The organism is Nocardioides sp. BE266 (assembly GCF_031457855.1).
Lineage (GTDB): Bacteria > Actinomycetota > Actinomycetes > Propionibacteriales > Nocardioidaceae > Nocardioides.
The window spans coordinates 399,665-415,350 of the sequence record NZ_JAURTI010000003.1 but is presented as its reverse complement, the minus strand read 5'-3'; the positions used below and the strand labels follow the sequence as shown (position 1 = coordinate 415,350).

General features: G+C 71.8%; 17 protein-coding genes. 12 read left to right on the top strand and 5 right to left on the bottom strand.

Going from position 1 to position 15,686, the window contains the following annotated elements; genetic code table 11:
* Positions 1-23: 23 nt before the first annotated feature.
* Entirely contained in the window at positions 24-2,585 is a 2,562-nt protein-coding gene (locus J2X46_RS10660; RefSeq protein WP_310249974.1) for an ABC transporter permease, read from the bottom strand.
* On the bottom strand, positions 2,585-3,364 hold the full coding sequence (locus J2X46_RS10655) for an ABC transporter ATP-binding protein (protein ID WP_310249971.1): 780 nt from the start codon (positions 3,362-3,364) through the stop codon (positions 2,585-2,587). Before J2X46_RS10655 ends, J2X46_RS10660 begins: the two co-directional genes overlap by 1 nt.
* A 111-nt stretch (positions 3,365-3,475) precedes the next feature.
* Between J2X46_RS10655 and J2X46_RS10650 the strand changes: the two genes are divergently transcribed.
* Together J2X46_RS10650 and J2X46_RS10645 are read left to right on the top strand one after the other, a co-directional pair.
* Positions 3,476-4,078: a LysE/ArgO family amino acid transporter gene (locus J2X46_RS10650; RefSeq protein ID WP_310249968.1), complete on the top strand. Its 603-nt coding sequence runs from the start codon at positions 3,476-3,478 to the stop codon at positions 4,076-4,078.
* 135 nt (positions 4,079-4,213) lie between these two features.
* Positions 4,214-4,624, top strand: a complete 411-nt coding sequence (locus J2X46_RS10645; protein WP_310249966.1) for a DUF1801 domain-containing protein — start codon at positions 4,214-4,216, stop codon at positions 4,622-4,624.
* A 6-nt stretch (positions 4,625-4,630) separates the two neighbouring features.
* Here J2X46_RS10645 and J2X46_RS10640 read toward each other — a convergent pair whose 3' ends face one another.
* Positions 4,631-4,807, bottom strand: a complete 177-nt coding sequence (locus J2X46_RS10640; RefSeq protein ID WP_310249963.1) for a hypothetical protein — start codon at positions 4,805-4,807, stop codon at positions 4,631-4,633.
* A gap of 48 nt (positions 4,808-4,855) precedes the next feature.
* Between J2X46_RS10640 and J2X46_RS10635 the strand changes: the two genes are divergently transcribed.
* Positions 4,856-5,488, top strand: coding sequence for a hypothetical protein (locus J2X46_RS10635; RefSeq protein ID WP_310249960.1), 633 nt, complete (start codon positions 4,856-4,858; stop codon positions 5,486-5,488).
* Here J2X46_RS10635 and J2X46_RS10630 read toward each other — a convergent pair.
* Positions 5,478-6,434, bottom strand: coding sequence for a WYL domain-containing protein (locus tag J2X46_RS10630; RefSeq protein ID WP_310249958.1), 957 nt, complete (start codon positions 6,432-6,434; stop codon positions 5,478-5,480). The two genes, J2X46_RS10635 and J2X46_RS10630, sit on opposite strands and share 11 nt — an antisense overlap.
* Positions 6,435-6,627: 193 nt before the next feature.
* On the opposite strand from J2X46_RS10630, the gene J2X46_RS10625 reads away from it, so the two are divergent.
* Positions 6,628-7,311: an alpha/beta hydrolase gene (locus J2X46_RS10625; protein WP_310249956.1), complete on the top strand. Its 684-nt coding sequence runs from the start codon at positions 6,628-6,630 to the stop codon at positions 7,309-7,311.
* Positions 7,312-7,326: 15 nt separating this feature from the next.
* On the opposite strand, the gene J2X46_RS10620 is transcribed toward J2X46_RS10625, so the two are convergent.
* Positions 7,327-8,295, bottom strand: a complete 969-nt coding sequence (locus J2X46_RS10620) for a serine/threonine-protein kinase (RefSeq protein WP_310249954.1) — start codon at positions 8,293-8,295, stop codon at positions 7,327-7,329.
* Between the two features lie 171 nt (positions 8,296-8,466).
* Here J2X46_RS10620 and J2X46_RS10615 point away from each other — a divergent pair, with 171 nt between their 5' ends.
* Genes J2X46_RS10615 through J2X46_RS10580 form a run of 8 tightly spaced genes read left to right on the top strand, consistent with a single transcriptional unit; the run spans position 8,467 to position 15,685 of the window.
* The gene (locus J2X46_RS10615) at positions 8,467-8,829 is read left to right on the top strand and encodes a metalloregulator ArsR/SmtB family transcription factor (protein WP_310249951.1); all 363 of its coding nucleotides are present in this window, start codon (positions 8,467-8,469) and stop codon (positions 8,827-8,829) included.
* A gap of 3 nt (positions 8,830-8,832) precedes the next feature.
* Positions 8,833-9,321: an SRPBCC domain-containing protein gene (locus J2X46_RS10610; RefSeq protein WP_310249949.1), complete on the top strand. Its 489-nt coding sequence runs from the start codon at positions 8,833-8,835 to the stop codon at positions 9,319-9,321.
* A 29-nt stretch (positions 9,322-9,350) separates the two neighbouring features.
* On the top strand, positions 9,351-9,914 hold the full coding sequence (locus J2X46_RS10605; RefSeq protein ID WP_310249948.1) for a dihydrofolate reductase family protein: 564 nt from the start codon (positions 9,351-9,353) through the stop codon (positions 9,912-9,914).
* Between the two features lie 55 nt (positions 9,915-9,969).
* The gene (locus J2X46_RS10600; protein WP_310249947.1) at positions 9,970-11,808 is read left to right on the top strand and encodes a Na+/H+ antiporter; all 1,839 of its coding nucleotides are present in this window, start codon (positions 9,970-9,972) and stop codon (positions 11,806-11,808) included.
* A 25-nt stretch (positions 11,809-11,833) separates the two neighbouring features.
* Entirely contained in the window at positions 11,834-13,525 is a 1,692-nt protein-coding gene (locus J2X46_RS10595; RefSeq protein WP_310249944.1) for an FAD-dependent oxidoreductase, read from the top strand.
* A gap of 50 nt (positions 13,526-13,575) precedes the next feature.
* Entirely contained in the window at positions 13,576-14,118 is a 543-nt protein-coding gene (locus J2X46_RS10590; protein ID WP_310249941.1) for a sigma-70 family RNA polymerase sigma factor, read from the top strand.
* Complete coding sequence (locus J2X46_RS10585; protein WP_310249939.1) at positions 14,115-14,807, top strand: hypothetical protein; 693 nt, start codon at positions 14,115-14,117, stop codon at positions 14,805-14,807. The genes J2X46_RS10590 and J2X46_RS10585 overlap by 4 nt, the downstream gene beginning before the upstream one ends.
* Entirely contained in the window at positions 14,804-15,685 is an 882-nt protein-coding gene (locus J2X46_RS10580; protein WP_310249936.1) for an alpha/beta hydrolase, read from the top strand. The genes J2X46_RS10585 and J2X46_RS10580 overlap by 4 nt, the downstream gene beginning before the upstream one ends.
* Position 15,686 lies beyond the last annotated feature (1 nt).

The window sequence follows — 15,686 nt, the reverse complement described above, 5'->3', positions numbered from 1 at the left end:
CGTGACGCGCGCCACGCGTGGCCCTACTCGGTCGCGATCGCCTCGAGCACCTTCATCCGCGACGCCCGGATGGCGGGTACGACGGCCGCCAGCACGCCGAACAGCACGGCGACCACCAGGAAGGCGACCAGGCTGCTGAGCGGCAGGGCCAGCTCGGTGAGGTCGTCCTTGAGCGACTGGCGCAGCACCACCCCGATGACGAGGCCCAGCACCATGCCGAGCACCGCGCCCAGGAGGGCGATCGCCACCGACTCGAGGGTGATCATCCAGCGCAGCTTGCGCCGGGACAGCCCGATCGCGCGCAGCAGGCCGATCTCGCGGGTGCGCTCGATGACGCTCAGGCCGAGGGTGTTGACGATGCCGATCACGGCGATGACCACCGCGAGCGCGAGCAGGCCGTAGATGACGTAGAGCAGCTGGTTGACCTGTCCGCTGATGAGGTCCTTGAACTCCTCCTTGTCCTGGACCGACAAGATGGGCAGGTCCTTCACGATGAAGTCGAGGTCGGACCTCACGGAGCTCCGGTCGGCGCCGTCGGCGAGGGTGATGCTCAGCGAGGAGTCGCTGCGCTTGATCCCGGCCTCCCGGAGGACCGACAGCGGCATGGTGATGCCCGAGGTCGTCGGCGTCGACTCGAAGACGCCGCTCACCGTGAGCGGGATCGTCTTCCCGCCGGGGAAGTCGACCTTGATCGTGTCGCCGACACCCGCGTCGAGGTCCTTGGAGCGGTCCTCGCTGAGCATGACCCGGTCACCCGAGGCAGCCGTCTCGCCGTCGACGAGCTTCAGGTCGTAGATCTCGAAGAACGCCGCGTCGACCGCGCTGGCGAAGGTCTGCTCGGGCTTGGCCTGACCCTTCACGTCGACGTTGACCGGCGTGCCCTGCTGCCGCGAGACCAGGTCGACGCCGTTGACCTCCTCCATCTGGTCGCCGTAGCGCGCCGGGAAGCCCTGGAACGTCGGCATCTGGACCAGGAAGTCGGCGGTGAACTCGTCGTCGACGATCTTGTCCTGGGTGGCACCGAGCGAGGCGGCCAGCACGCCGACCGCCGAGACGACGGCCAGGCCGATCATGAGCGCCGAGGCCGTCGCGCCCGTACGGCGCGGGTTGCGCAGGGCGTTCTCGCCGGCGAGCCGGCCCGGCGTCCGGAAGAGCCGTCCGAACACCGCGCGGCACACCACCAGCACGGGGTGACCGAGCACCGGGGCGAGGACGGCAGTCGTGACGACCCAGATGACAGCGCCCGCACCGATCCAGATGGCGTCGGTGCCGGGTGCACCGGCGAGGCCGGCTGCGGCCAGCGCCGTACCGATCGCCATGGCGACCGTGCCGAGCACCAGGCGCCGGGTCATGCCCTTCTCCTGCACGACCAGGTCGTCGCGCATGGCCGCCACTGGCGGGACCTTGGCCGCCCGGCGCGCCGGGACGAAGGCCGCGAGCATCGTGACCACGATGCCGACGGCATAGCCGGCGACGACGGTGCCCGTGGTCAGGGTCAGCACCTCGCCCGCGATGTCGAGGCCGAAGCTGCGGAACAGCCCGGCGAGCAGGCGCGACAGGCCGAGGCCCAGGAGCAGCCCCAGGGTGGAGCCGACGAGGGCCATCAGGAAGGCCTCGACGAGCACCGACCTCGTGACCTGCCTCTTGCTCGCGCCGAGCGCCCGCAGCAGTGCCGACTCGCGCACGCGCTGGGAGACCAGGATCGAGAACGTGTTGAAGATGATGAACGCGCCCACCACGATCGCGATGACGGCGAAGGCGACGAGGAAGTAGGAGATGACGTCGAGGAACTGGCCGATCTGGTCCTGCGTCTCCTTGACCACCTTGTCGCCGGTGACCGCCGTGAACCCCGCGGGGACCACCGCCTTGGCGGCGTCCGCGAGCTCCTGCTGCGAGACGCCGTCGGCCCCGGTCAACGAGACGCTGGTGAAGGCGTCCTGCCCGTCGAGGAAGATGTCCTGCGCCTCCGCGGTGTCGAGCAGGACCAGCGTCGCTCCGGCCGTGCCGCCACCGTTGAAGTCGGCCGTGCCGACGAGGGTGAACTTCCGCTCGGGCTCCTTGCCCGTCGGCACGATCAGGGTGACGGTGTCGCCCACGTCGTAGGCGCCACGCTCGGCCGACGAGGTGTCGAGGGTGACCTCGCCGGGCTTCTCGGGCCAACGACCGTCGCTGAGCTCGAGGATCTGCTCGCCGGCCATGTTCTCGCCGGGGGCGTAGTTGAAGGCCAGCGTCGGAGCACCCTGCCCGCCGACGAGCTTGTCGTCCTTGCCGAGCAGGAACGAGCCGATGCCGTCGACGGAGCCCTCGGCCTGCTTCACCTCGGGCAGGGCGCGGAGCTTCTCGACGTCGGCCGGCGTGACCACCTGGTCGGTGCTGACCCCGGCGTTGGACGCCTGGAGGTCGCCGGAGGGTCGGACCATCGCGTCGGAGGTCGAGCCCTCCAGGATGTTGTCGAAGGTCTTGTTGAGCCCGCTGCTGAAGGTCATCACACCGGCCAGGAAGCCGATGCCCAGCACGATCGCGAGGGTGCTCATCAGCAGGCGGACCTTGCGCGCGAGCAGGTTGCGCAACGTGAGGCTGAGCATCAGCCGGCCGCCTTGAGGGCAGCGGCGTCCTGGAGGGCCGCCATCTTCTCGAGGATCGCGTCGCGGTCGGGCTTGCGCAGCTCGTCGACGATCTTGCCGTCGGCCAGGAACAGCACCCGGTCGGTGTACGACGCCGCGACGGGGTCGTGCGACACCATCACCACGGTCTGGCCGAACTCGTCGACGCTGCGCCGCAGGAAGGCGAGGACCTCCGCGGAGCTCGTCGAGTCGAGGTTGCCGGTGGGCTCGTCGGCGAAGACGATCGACGGCTTGCTGACCAGCGCGCGTGCGCAGGCGACCCGCTGCTGCTGGCCGCCGGACATCTCGCTGGGTCGGTGCCCGAGCCGCGGGCGGAGGCCGACGGCGTCGACGACGTTGTCGAACCACTCCCGGTCGGGCTTGCGGCCCGCCAGGCTCAGCGGCAGCAGGATGTTCTCCTCGGCGCTCAGCGTGGGCACGAGGTTGAAGGACTGGAAGACGAAGCCGACCCGCTCGCGACGCAGGGTCGTCAGGTCCTTGTCCTTGAGCTTGCCCAGCGACGTCCCGTCGACGACCGCCTCACCGGAGGTGGGGGTGTCGAGTGCGGCCAGGCAGTGCATCAGGGTCGACTTGCCGGAGCCCGAGGGGCCCATCACGGCGGTGAACTCACCGGCCATCAGGTCGACCGTGACCCCGTCCAGGGCTCGGACCTCGGCCTCCCCCTTGCCGTAGGTCTTCACCAGGTTCCGTGCGCTCGCTGCGACGCCGCGCGCCGCCTCCCCCGTGGGTTGCTCAGTCATACCGGCATCCTCCCAAAGGGTGGGAAACCCCGGCCATGGGATATCTCCCGCACGCGACCCTGACATCTGTCAGGGGGAGCTCGGGGTCCACGGAGCCCTAGATTGTGCCGCGTGGGAGACATCGCTGCCGGCCTGCTGACGGGCCTCTCCCTCATCGTGGCGATCGGTGCGCAGAACGCCTTCGTGCTGCGCCAGGGCCTGCGGCGCAGCCACGTCGGCCCGGTCGTGGCGATCTGCGCGCTCTCCGACCTGGTGCTGATCGTCGCCGGCGTGGCCGGCATCGGCGTGGTGGTCGACCGGGCACCGTGGGCGGTCGAGGTGGTGCGCTGGCTCGGCGTCGCGTTCCTGACGGCGTACGGCATCAGCTCGCTGCTGCGGGCCCGCCACCCCGAGGCCCTCGCCGTCGGCGAGGACGCCCCCGAGGCGCGGCGCGGCGTCGCCGCCAAGGCCGTCGCCCTCACCTGGCTCAACCCGCACGTCTACCTCGACACCGTCCTGCTGCTCGGCTCGATCGCCGGCACCCACGGCAGCCCCGGCCGCTGGTGGTTCGCCCTCGGGGCGTGCGTGGCGAGCATCGTGTGGTTCGCCGGTCTCGGGTACGGCGCCCGGCTGGCCGCCCCGCGGCTCGCCAACCCGCGCGCCTGGCAGGTCCTCGACGTCGCGATCGGCCTCGTGATGCTGGCGATCGCCCTCCGGCTCGCCCTCGGCGCCTGACCCCGCCGGCGTACTCCAGTGGCGAATGGCTGTCCCGCCGGGGTAGTCCAGCGACGAACGGTCGTCATCCCGGCCTCCAGACGACCACTTCCCACTGGACTACCCCGGGCGGCGGGGACGCGGCACCATGGACCGATGAGCGACCGCAAGACCCTCCCGAGCGCGACGTCCGTCGACGAGGTCGTCGAAGCGGCCCCGGACAGCAGGCGCGACGACACGCGTGAGGTGCTCGACCTGATGCGGCAGGTCACCGGTGCGGAGCCGGTGGTGTGGGGCTCCTCGATGATCGGGTTCGGGCGCCAGCCCTACACGACCGCGGACGGCAAGGAGCGCGAGTGGTTCGCGGTCGGTCTGGCGCCGCGCAAGGCGGCGCTGACGCTCTACGGCCTGACGTTCTACGGGTCGAACGACGACCTGCTCGAGCGCCTCGGGCCGCACACGACGGGCAAGGGCTGCCTGTACGTCAAGCGCCTCGACGCAGTCGACCGCGACGTCCTCGCCGAGCTGGTCGCGCGCGCCTGGCAGGAGAACAACCGGCCCGGCTGATCACGATCAGCCCTCGGCGGTCCCGGCCTCGCGGGCGACGGCCTCGTCGTGACGGGCGTGGAGGCGGTCGCGGATCTCGTTGGCGTCGTAGTGGCGTCGTACTCGCTCGTCGCGGGCCACGGCCGCGCCGGTGGCGACGCCGGCCAGGATGCCGGCGAGGCCGAGGAGCTTCCATGCGCGCATGCGGTGAGAGTAGCCCGGTGTCGCGACGGGTGCGGCAGACTTCGCGCCATGGCAGATGCGCTGAGCCTCGACGAGGCCGTCGACCTCACCCGCAGCGGAGACATCTGGCTCTTCAGGGGCAGGCGCGCGCCGGACCGGGCGATCCGCGCGGTGACCAACTCACCGGTCAACCACGTCGGCATGGCCGTCGTGGTCGACGACCTGCCCCCGCTGATCTTCCACGCCGAGCTCGGCAAGCGGCAGACGGACATGTGGACCGGCGGCAACCACCGCGGCGTCCAGCTGCACGACCTGCGCGAGGCGGTCGCGCGCTGGCAGGGCGAGTACAAGCAGGACGCCTGGTTCCGCCAGCTCGAGCCGCAGATCGGTCGCGACGAGGAGGACGGCATGCTCCGCGCGGTCGCCCGGCTCGACGGCGTCTCGTTCCCCAGCCTCACCAAGCTCGGCGCGCGCTGGCTGCGCGGGCGCGATGCGTACGTCCCGCGGCGCAAGCGCGGCATCCGGGTGACGCCGGAGGCGGCGTTCTGCGCGGAGATCGTGGCCACCTGCTACATCGACATGGGCATCCTGCGCGACGACCGGCGCGCCACCTGGTACGACCCGGGCAAGTTCTGGAGCGGCGACTACCTCCCGATCTCCGAGGGCTGGACCCTCGGCAAGGAGGTCGCGGTCAGTCGCTGACCGCGCCGGTCATCCGCTCGCCGACCGCGCGGACGGCGGCGCGCAGCTCCTCGCCGCCGACGACGGTGAACGGGAACGGGACGCCGGCCAGCCACTCACCGGCGTAGGCCTGCGCGTTGCTGGTGCTGCCGACGAGCTCGCAGCCGCCGTCGGGCCGCTCGCGCAGGTCGCCGAGGGTGGGCCGGATCCAGGGCCGCACCTCGGCGATGGGCAGGTCGAAGACGACGTGGGTGTCGTACTCCCAGCCCTTGCCGAGGTTGGCCTCGAGCTCACGGGCGGGGTCGAGGTCGACCGGCACCTCGAAGGTGCCCTCGAGCGCGGCCACCTCGGTGATCCGGTCGATCCGGAAGGTGCGCAGGGCGTCGGCGTGGTGGGAGTGGCACAGCAGGTACCACCGGCCGTAGCGGACGACGACCGACCACGGGTCGACCTCGAACGTGCGGGCGTTGCCGGCCGCGGTGCGGTAGCCGAGGCGGACCTGGCGCTGCGCCGCCACCGCGGCCACCAGCACGCTCGTGACGTCGGCGTCGGGCTTCACCGGCCAGCGGTCCGGTACGGCGTGGGCGTTCTCGCGCATCGTCACCGCCTGGCGTGCGACGTTGGTCGGCAGCACCCGCAGGATCTTGCCGAGGGCCGAGCCCACCGGGTCGTCCGGATCGGCGACGCGGTGCTGGGAGTCGAGCGCCGCCATCACCAGGCCGAGCGCCTCGGTCGCGGAGAACACGAGCGGCGGGAGCCGCAGCCCGCGGCCGAGCGTGTAGCCGCCGTAGGGACCGCGGGTCGACTCGACCGGGATGTCGGCCTCGCGCAGGATCGCGACGTAGCGCCGAGCGGCTCGCTCGGTGACGCCGAGCCGCTGGGCCAGCTCGGCCGCGGTGATCCCCGGCCGGCCCTGCAGGATGTCCAGCGCCCGCAGCGCTCGCGCGGTCGGGCTGATCTCGCTCATCCGGGGTCCCCGCGACGTCGTGCGACGGGGGAGCGCAGCGGAGGAGGCGCAGATCGTCGTGGGGTGGTCCTCATGGAGGGATCGTCGCACCTGTTCCGGACGTGGAGCGTCCGGAATGGGTCCTAACCTCGGATGAGCAGCTGGTCTCGAGGCCCGCTGCGCTCGCACCTCCACCACCGATGAAGGGAACCTCATGGACATCGTGCTCATCGCCGGACTCTGGCTCGACGGGTCGGCCTGGGACGACGTGCTGCCGGAGCTGGAGAAGCTCGGCCACCGCGGCATCCCGCTGACCCTGCCCGGCCAGGGCGACGGCGCCACCGCAGCGACGTACGACGACCAGGCCGGCGCGGTCGTGGCAGCGGTCGACGCGGCCGAGGGTCGCCCGCTCGTGGTCGGCCACTCCGCCGCCTGCACGCTGGCGTGGGTGGCGGCCGACCGGCGGCCCGACGCGGTCACCGGCGCCGTGCTGATCGGCGGCTTCCCCTCCACCGAGGGCGACGCGTACGCCGACTTCTTCGAGCCCGTCGACGGTGCGATGCCGTTCCCGGGGTGGGAGAAGTTCGAGGGCCCGGACTCCGACGACATGTCGGAGGAGCTGAAGACCGACCTCCTGGGCACGATGATCCCGGTGCCGGTGGGCGTCACCCGCGGGACCGTGCACTGGACCAGCGAGGCGCGTCACGACGTCCCCCTCACCCTGGTCTGCCCGGAGTTCAGCCCCGCCGAGGCCAAGGAGTGGATCGAGGCGGGCGACGTGCCCGAGCTCTCGGCAGCGAACAAGCTCGAGCTCGTCGACATCGACTCCGGCCACTGGCCGATGTTCACCCAGCCCGCCGCGCTCGCGGCGCTGCTGGACGAGGCCACCCGGCGCTGAGCGGGCAGGTCGGGATCAGTCGAGGAGCTGCTCGGGCCTGGCCGCCATCGTCGGGATGTCGGCCGGCTCGGCGGCCGGGGCCGCGCTGACCGGCGTCAGCGGGGTGAGCGGGGTGACCGGCAGGACGAGGTAGCCGCTCGCCACTCCCGAGGCCGGCTCGACGTCGAGACCGGAGAGCTCGGCGGGGGCGACGCCGAGCATGATCGCGACCTCGCGGGCGTTGGCGGGGCGCTGGGCCGGGTCCTTGTGGAGCAGCGCCTCGACCACGCCCCGGATGTCGTCGGGCACCTCGTCGCCCAGCGGCGGCGGTGGCTCGTTGACGTGGGACATCGCGGTCGCGATCGGCGTACCCCTGTCGAAGGGTCGGTGGCCGGTGAGCATCTCGTGCGCGACGACGCCGAGCGCGTAGAGGTCGCTGGCACCGGTGGCCTGCTGCCCGACGGCCTGCTCGGGGCTGATGTAGTTCGGCGTGCCGAGCATCTCGCCGACACGGGTGTGGCCGATGGCGTCGGTCGCGCGGGCGATGCCGAAGTCGGTGAGCTTCACCAGGCCGTCCTCGCGGACCAGGATGTTGGCGGGCTTCACGTCGCGGTGCACCACGCCGGCCTCGTGGGCCGTGCCGAGCGCCAGCGCGGCCTGGCCGAGGATCGAGCGCACGGCCTCGGGCTGCAGCGGACCCTGCTCGCGGATGATCGCGGACAGCGGCAGGCCGGGCACCAGCTCCATCACCAGGAAGGAGAGGTGGTCGTCCTCGCCGTAGTCGAAGAGCGTGGTGATGTTGGCGTGCAGCAGCGCTGCGGAGTGGAGGGCCTCGTCGCGGAAGCGCTCGGCGAAGACCTCCTCGTTGTCGGGGTCGGCCCGCATGACCTTGACCGCGACCTCACGCTGGAGCACGTCGTCCAGACCGCGCCACACGTCGGCCATGCCGCCGGGGGCGATGCGCTCCTGCAGCACGTAGCGGTCCCCGAGACGGAGTCCTGCCACGAGTCTGTGCACTTGGGGGGTGCCCCACTTCTCTCGGTGTTCGGTGTACGGGTGACACCGACCGGCGATGCTACTCCGCCCTCGACCGGAAACTCGGCGAACCGGGATCACCGCACACCCCTGCAGGTGGGCCCTTGACAACGTACAACCATTCGGTTGTATGTTTCTCCCATGAACGAGATGGACGAGGACCGGGCCGATGCCTGGTTCCACGCGCTCTCCGACCGCACACGGCGCGACATCCTGCGCCGGGTGCTGGCCGGCGAGCACTCGGTCTCGACCCTCGCGAAGAGCTACGACATGAGCTTCGCGGCCGTCCAGAAGCACGTCGCCGTGCTGGAGCGCGCGGGCCTGCTGACCAAGCGTCGGCAGGGTCGCGAGGCCCTGGCCAGCGGCGACGTGGAGGCCGTGCGGTCGGTGGGCGCGATGCTCACCGACCTCGAGGCCCTCTGGCGCGGCCGGATCGACCGCATGGACGAGCTCTTCGCCGAGGACGCACCGACCACCGACACCACCACTCACGGAACGGACTGACCCATGCCTGTCACCGACGTCGCCCACGACCTCGACGCCCTCACCCTGACGATCACCGCCGACTTCGCGGCACCCGTGGACCGGGTGTGGAGGGTCTACGAGGACCCGCGCCAGCTCGAGCGCGTGTGGGGCCCGCCGACCTACCCGGCCACCTTCGTCGACCACGACCTGACCCCCGGCGGGCGGATGAACTACTACCTGACCTCCCCCGAGGGCGAGCACCACTACGCCTACTGGGACATCACGCACGTCCAGGCACCGACCGGTTTCGGCTTCCGCGACGGCTTCGCGCTCGACGACACGTTCACCCCCAACCCCGCGATGCCGCAGTCCACCCAGGAGATCGCCCTCACCGAGGCCGACGGCGCCACCCGGGCCACCTTCGTCTCGACCTATGCCAGCGCCGAGGACCTGCAGACGGTGCTGGCGATGGGCGTCGTCGAGGGCGCTTCCTCCGCCATCAACCAGATCGACGACCTGCTCGCCGCCTGACCCACCACCACTTCGAGAGAGGCACACCCGTGCGACCCATCGTGATCACCACCTTCCTGTCCCTCGACGGCGTCATGGAAGCGCCCGGCGGCGGCGACCACCCGCACGCCGGCTGGACCTTCAAGGACGTCGCCTTCGAGGAGGCCGCCTACGAGGTCAAGGGCCGCGAGATGGGCGAGGCCAGCGCGCTCATGTTCGGTCGGCAGTCCTACGACGAGTTCGCGCCCGTGTGGCCCTCGATGGAGGAGTTCGCGACCTACAACGCGATGCCGAAGTACGTCGTCTCGACCACCATGTCCGGCGACACCGCGCCGTGGGGCGACGGCCAGGTCGAGGTGCTCCACTCGCTCGACGACGTCGCCGCGCTGAAGGAGACCGACGGCGGCGAGATCCACGTCCACGGCAGCGCCAACCTTGCCCAGTCCCTGGCCCGGGCCGGACTCGTCGACCGCTACACGCTGCTCGTCTTCCCGCTCCTGCTCGGCAGCGGCAAGCGCCTCTTCGCCGACGGCGACAAGACCAAGCTCACCCTCGTCGAGCACGCGGCGTACGCCAACGGGATCACGCTCCAGCGCTACGACGTCGTCCGCTGACCTCCTTGCTGGTTGAGGTGCGAGGAGCGCACCCAGGTTCTGCCAGACTCGCCGGGTGGAACTCGCCCTGCTCCTCGTCTCGATGGCGGCGGTCGTCCTGGCCGCGACCGCCATCAGCGACCGCCTGCACGTCCCGGCGCCGCTGCTGCTGATCCTCGTCGGCGCGGCGGCGTCGTACGTCCCCGGCGTGCCGACCATCCACCTCGAGTCCGAGGTCGTGCTGCTCGGCCTGCTGCCACCCCTGCTCTACGCGGCCGCGATCCAGACCTCGCTCGTCGACTTCAACGCCAACCGCGGCACGATCCTGCGCCTCTCGGTGCTGCTCGTGGTGGTCTCCGCGCTGGCCGTCGCAGCGGTCGTCCACTGGCTGGTGCCTGACATCGGGTGGGCGGCGGCGATCGCGATCGGCGCCGTCGTCGCGCCGCCGGACGCGGTGGCCGCCACCGCGGTCGCCCGACGGATCGGCCTGCCACGACGCGTGGTGACGATCCTCGAGGGCGAGTCGCTGCTCAACGACGCCACCGCGCTGGTCGCCCTCCGCACCGCGACCGCCGCCCTGGGCGGGAGCGTCGCGATGGCGGAGGTGGGCCTGGACTTCGCCGTCGCCGCCGGTGGCGGCGTCCTCATCGGCGTCGCGCTCTTCCTGCTCATCGCGTGGCTGCGCAAGCGGATCACCGACCCGCTGATGGACACCGCGATCTCCTTCCTGACTCCGTTCGCCGCCTTCGTCGCCGCCGAGGAGATCCACGCCTCCGGCGTCATCTCGGTCGTGGTCGCCGGCCTGCTGCTCGGCCACAAGGCGCCGATCATCCAGACCGCCCAGTCGCGGATCACCGAGCGGATCACCTGGCGCACGGTCGCCTTCGTGCTGGAGAACACCGTCTTCCTGCTGATCGGCCTCCAGCTCGACTGGATCCTGGAGGACGTCCGCGAGTCGACCCTCCCGGTCGGCCGGATCGCGCTGGTCTGCGTGGCGACGGTCGCGACGGTCATCGTGGTGCGGCTCGTCTACATGTACGTCACCTGGGTCTTCCGCCGCAGCAACCCGATCCCGGCGACGTGGACCTTCCTCATCGGCTGGGCCGGCATGCGCGGCGTGGTCACGCTGGCCGCCGCGTTCGTCATCCCCGAGGACGCCCCGCACCGCGAGGTGCTGCTGCTGGTCGCCTTCTCGGTGGTGGCCGGCACGCTGTTCCTGCAGGGCCTGACGCTGCCGCTGGTCACCCGCCTGCTCGACGTCCCTCCCCCGGATCCCGCCGAGGACGCGCTCTCCCGCGCGGCCCTGCTCCAGCAGGCGTCGGACGCCGGGTTCGCCAAGCTCGAGGAGCTGGAGTTCGACGACGACCACGGGGTGATGGACCAGATCCGGGCGCGGCTCGAGCAGCGCACGTTCGCCGCCTGGGAGCAGCTCGCCACGGCCCCCGGCCAGGAGACGCCGTCCGAGCTCTACGCACGCATCCGCGGCGAGATGATCGAGGCCGAGCGCGCCAAGGTGCTGCTCGTGCGCAACAAGGGCAAGCTCGCCTCGGAGGTCGTCAGCCAGGTGCTCGGCATGCTCGACATCGAGGAGTCGATGCTCGACGCCGGGGCCGACGCGCGCGAGGGCGTGCGGACCGGCACGCTCGTCTTCACCGCGGGCCGCCAGTGCGAGGACCTCGAGACCCACCCGGCGGTCGAGACCCGGTCGGGCCCCGGCTGCGCGACCTGCCTGGCCGACGGCACCCGCTGGGTCTCGCTGCGCCAGTGCCTGGAGTGCGGCAACATCGGCTGCTGCGACTCCTCCATCGGCAAGCACGCCACCGCGCACTTCCACGACACGCTGCACCCGGTCATCGAGTCCGCCGAGCCGGACGAGTCCTGGCGCTGGTGCTACGTGCACAACCTCACCGGCTGACGGCACCGGACTACGATTCCCCGGTATGGGAGCGCCCGCGATCGTGATCGCCTCGGCCCACCACGGTGACGTGCTGGCCGACGCCTTCGCCCGCTACGAACGTGAGTACGACGTCCGGCTCGTGCACGACGAGCTGTCGGCCAAGCACACCGCCAAGGACCTGCTGGCCACCGGTCACCAGGTCGCGCTGTTCGTCGTCGACACCGACCACGACCAGGAGAAGCTCTACGCCCTGATCGGCGGCACCCGGAAGGTCGTGCCGACCGCGCGCCGGCTGCTGGTGTCGCACATCAGCCGCTTCCGCGTCGACAACGCCGACTTCCGGCACGCGGTCGCCGCCGGCAAGGTCGACGCGCTGCTGCTGATGCCGCAGGGTCCGCGCGACGAGGAGTTCCACGGTGCCGTCGGCGAGATGCTCAACGAGTGGAACGCCACGGTGGCGACGCCGGTCGTGGAGAACGTCCGGATCATCACGCCCGAGAAGGACGCGCTGACCCGCGAGCTGCTCGACTACCTCGGCCGCGTCGGCATGCCCGCGGGCGTGCACCACCCCGACAGCGAGGTCGGGCGCGAGGTGATGGCGAAGTGCCCCGACGACGTCGGCAGGTGGCCGGTGGTCTCGTCGCTCGTCGGGTGGTGCGGCCACTGCCCGAGCGTGCGCGCCCTCGCCAACCAGCTCTATGGGCGGCCCGACGAGATCGACGTCGACGAGGTGGTCGACCTCGTCGTGGTGGGCGCCGGGCCGGCGGGGCTCGCCGCGAGCGTGTACGCCTCGAGCGAGGGCCTCGTGACCGTCTGCCTGGAGGCCGAGGCGATCGGCGGCCAGGCCGGCACGAGCTCGATGATCCGCAACTACCTCGGCTTCCCCCGCGGCATCTCCGGGATGCGCCTGGCGCAGCGGGCCCGCGGACAGGCCCTGCGCTTCGGCACCCGCTTCTTCACCGGCTGGCCGGCGACCGGCATCTCGCCCTGCACCGACGGCGGTCACCACATCGTCCACACCGAGGGCGGCGACGTCCACACGCGGTCGGTCCTGGTCGCCACGGGCGTCAACTACCGCCGCCTCGGGGTGGAGTCGCTGGAGGACCTCGTCGGCAGCGGCGTCTACTACGGGGCGGCGATGGCCGCGGCCCGCGAGCTCGCCGGCGACCACATCGTCATCGTGGGCGGCGGGAACTCCGCCGGGCAGGCGGCCATCCACGCGGCACGCTTCGCCAGCAAGGTGACCATCGCGGTGCGGCGACCCGACCTCAGCGCCACCATGTCGTCGTACCTCATCAACGAGATCGAGTGGAACCCGCGCATCACCGTGCGGGGCTCGACGCGGGTCGTCGACGGCGGCCCGGACGACGTACGCCACCTGGCCTGGCTCGACCTGGAGCACGTCGACTCCGGCGAGCGCGAGCGCGTCGAGGCGCGCGGGCTGTTCCTGCTCATCGGTGCGGCCCCCGAGTGCTCGTGGCTGCCCGAGGACGTGCTCCGCGACGAGCGCGGCTTCGTGCTCACCGGCCGCGACATCCCACGCGAGCTGTGGCACGAGGACGTGCCGCCCCAGGACCTCGCCACCTCGGTGCCGGGCATCTTTGCGGGCGGGGACATCCGTGCGGGATCCATGAAGCGGGTCGCGTCGGCGACCGGCGAGGGCGCGTCCGTGGTCTCGCTGGTCCACTCCTGGCTGGAGAGCCAGGCGACCGCCGCTCCGGTCGCGCCGGTCTAGACCGTTCGGTCGGGTGTCATCCTCACCGACCCGCCGCGCGACCATGAGTCATGCGGCAGGTCGTCCTCGACGTCGCCCCCGATGTGGCCACGCCCGCGCGCCGGGCAGCGGCCACCCACGAGCGCGAACGCTTCGCTGACTTCTACCGGGCCGAGCTGCCCGGGCTGGTCAGCCTCGCCCGCGGCCTGTGCGGCGCCGCGGCCGCAGAGGACGTCGCGCAGGAGGCGATGCTGGCGGCCTACCGGCGCTGGGCCGAGGTGGAGGACGCCCAGTCGCCCCACGCGTGGGTCCGCCGGACCTGCGCGAACCTGGCGATCTCCTCGTTCCGGCGGCGCCTCGTCGAGCTGAAGGCACTCGCCCGCATCTCCCCGCGTGCGCCCGTGGTGCCACTGGACGAGGAGTCGGAGGAGTTCTGGGCCGCGGTCCGGAGCCTGCCCAGGCGCCAGGCCCAGTGTGCCGCCCTGCGCTACGTCTACGGGATGAGCGGCGCCGACATCGCCGGCACTCTCGCGATCAGCGAGGGGTCGGTGAAGGCGCACCTGGCGCGGGCCCGCGCGACTCTCGCGCAGCGCCTCGGCGTGGAGGGGTCATGACGACGGACATCGACGTGCTCGGCGAGCGGGCCGCACGGGCCCTGCACGAGGTCAGCCCTGCCGACGTCGAGGCCCGGCTCTCCGACCTGCACCGCACCCGACGTCGCCGCGCACGCGGACGTACGACGGCCGTGGCCCTGGTGGCGGTGATGGCAGGGGTCGCGGCGTGGGGGCGCGGTGCGGATCGACCGGCCGAGCAGGTCGCCACCGACACGGTGCCCGCGTCGGTGCGCGCGGCCCTCGGCGAGGATGCGACCGTGGTCGACGTCGCGCGGTCGCCCTCCGGCGACCGGGACGTGGTCGCGGCGCTGCGCGGCGAGCTGCCGTCGGTCGTCGCGGTCGTGCCCGTCGGCAGGTCGACGGCCACGGTCGTGTGGAGCGCCCCCACTCCGGGGGAGTCCGATGCACGTCGGCTGTCGTGGGCCACTGCCGTCGCCTGGGCGCCCGACGAGTCGCGCCTGGCGATCGTCCTCGCGACCCGCACGGCCGGGGACGGAACCGGCAGCGCGGTGCGACTCACCCTGGTGACGGTCGGGCCCGACGGCTCCGGCCGCGAGCTCGTGGGCCCGGTGGGCCGGTGCGCGTGCGACGGGACGACGCCGGACCTCGTCTGGCCATCGCCCGACGAGGTCGAGGTCCGCATTCCCGACGGGTCGGACGAGGGAACCGTGAGGAGGAGCGTGCGATGAAGAGTCTCGGCATCCCAGGACTGGTCCTGGTCGTGTGCGCACTCGTCGGCGGCTGCGGGGCAGACGTTCCGAGCGGACAGCCCGCTCCGAGCTCGGTCTCTCCGGACGACGAGGGTCGCGTCAAGGTCACTGAGCAGGTCTACGACGTCGATGGCCACGGGATCTACATGACGTGCTCGGGCGAGGGGCCGGTGACCGTGGTGTTCCTCCACGGCTGGGTCGATGACAAGGCGTTCATCCCCCACGAGCACGTCCTGACGGTGGGCAACCTCCTCGTGGACGACTACCGGTTCTGCGCCTACGACCGGCGCAACGTGGGCTCGAGCGAGACCGTGGACGCACCGCAGACACCGGACGACGTCGTCAGCGACATGGAGGGGGTCCTCGCAGCCGCCCGCGTCGAGCCTCCGTACCTCCTGTACGCCGGCTCGTTCGGCGGGGTCGTGGCGAGTGCGTACCTTGCCAAGCACCCCGACGACGTCGTCGCCATGGTGCTCGGCGACAGCGCCTTCCCGGACGAGCTCACGCTGGACCACCTCCTCCCGAAGCGCTTCCGGCAGCGTCACTTCGACAAGGAGGACGCGTGCTGCTCGGTCGAGCGGATCTCGCAGTACGACCTCTACCGGTCGCTCCAGCCGACCATCGGCCACGAGCCCGCGATCCCCGTCGTCTACCTCGCCTCGAAGCAGGAGCCCTGGGACCAGAACGACTACGAGTCACCCGAGTACGACGCCCGGATCCTCGACCTGCAGGCCGACTACGTCGACCGCTTCTCGCCCGGCGTGCTGCACTGGGTGGACGCCCCGCACTGGATGGAGCCCGTCGTCCCCGAGGTGATCGCTGACGCGATCCGCGAGGCCGACTCCCTGCGCCAGTAGG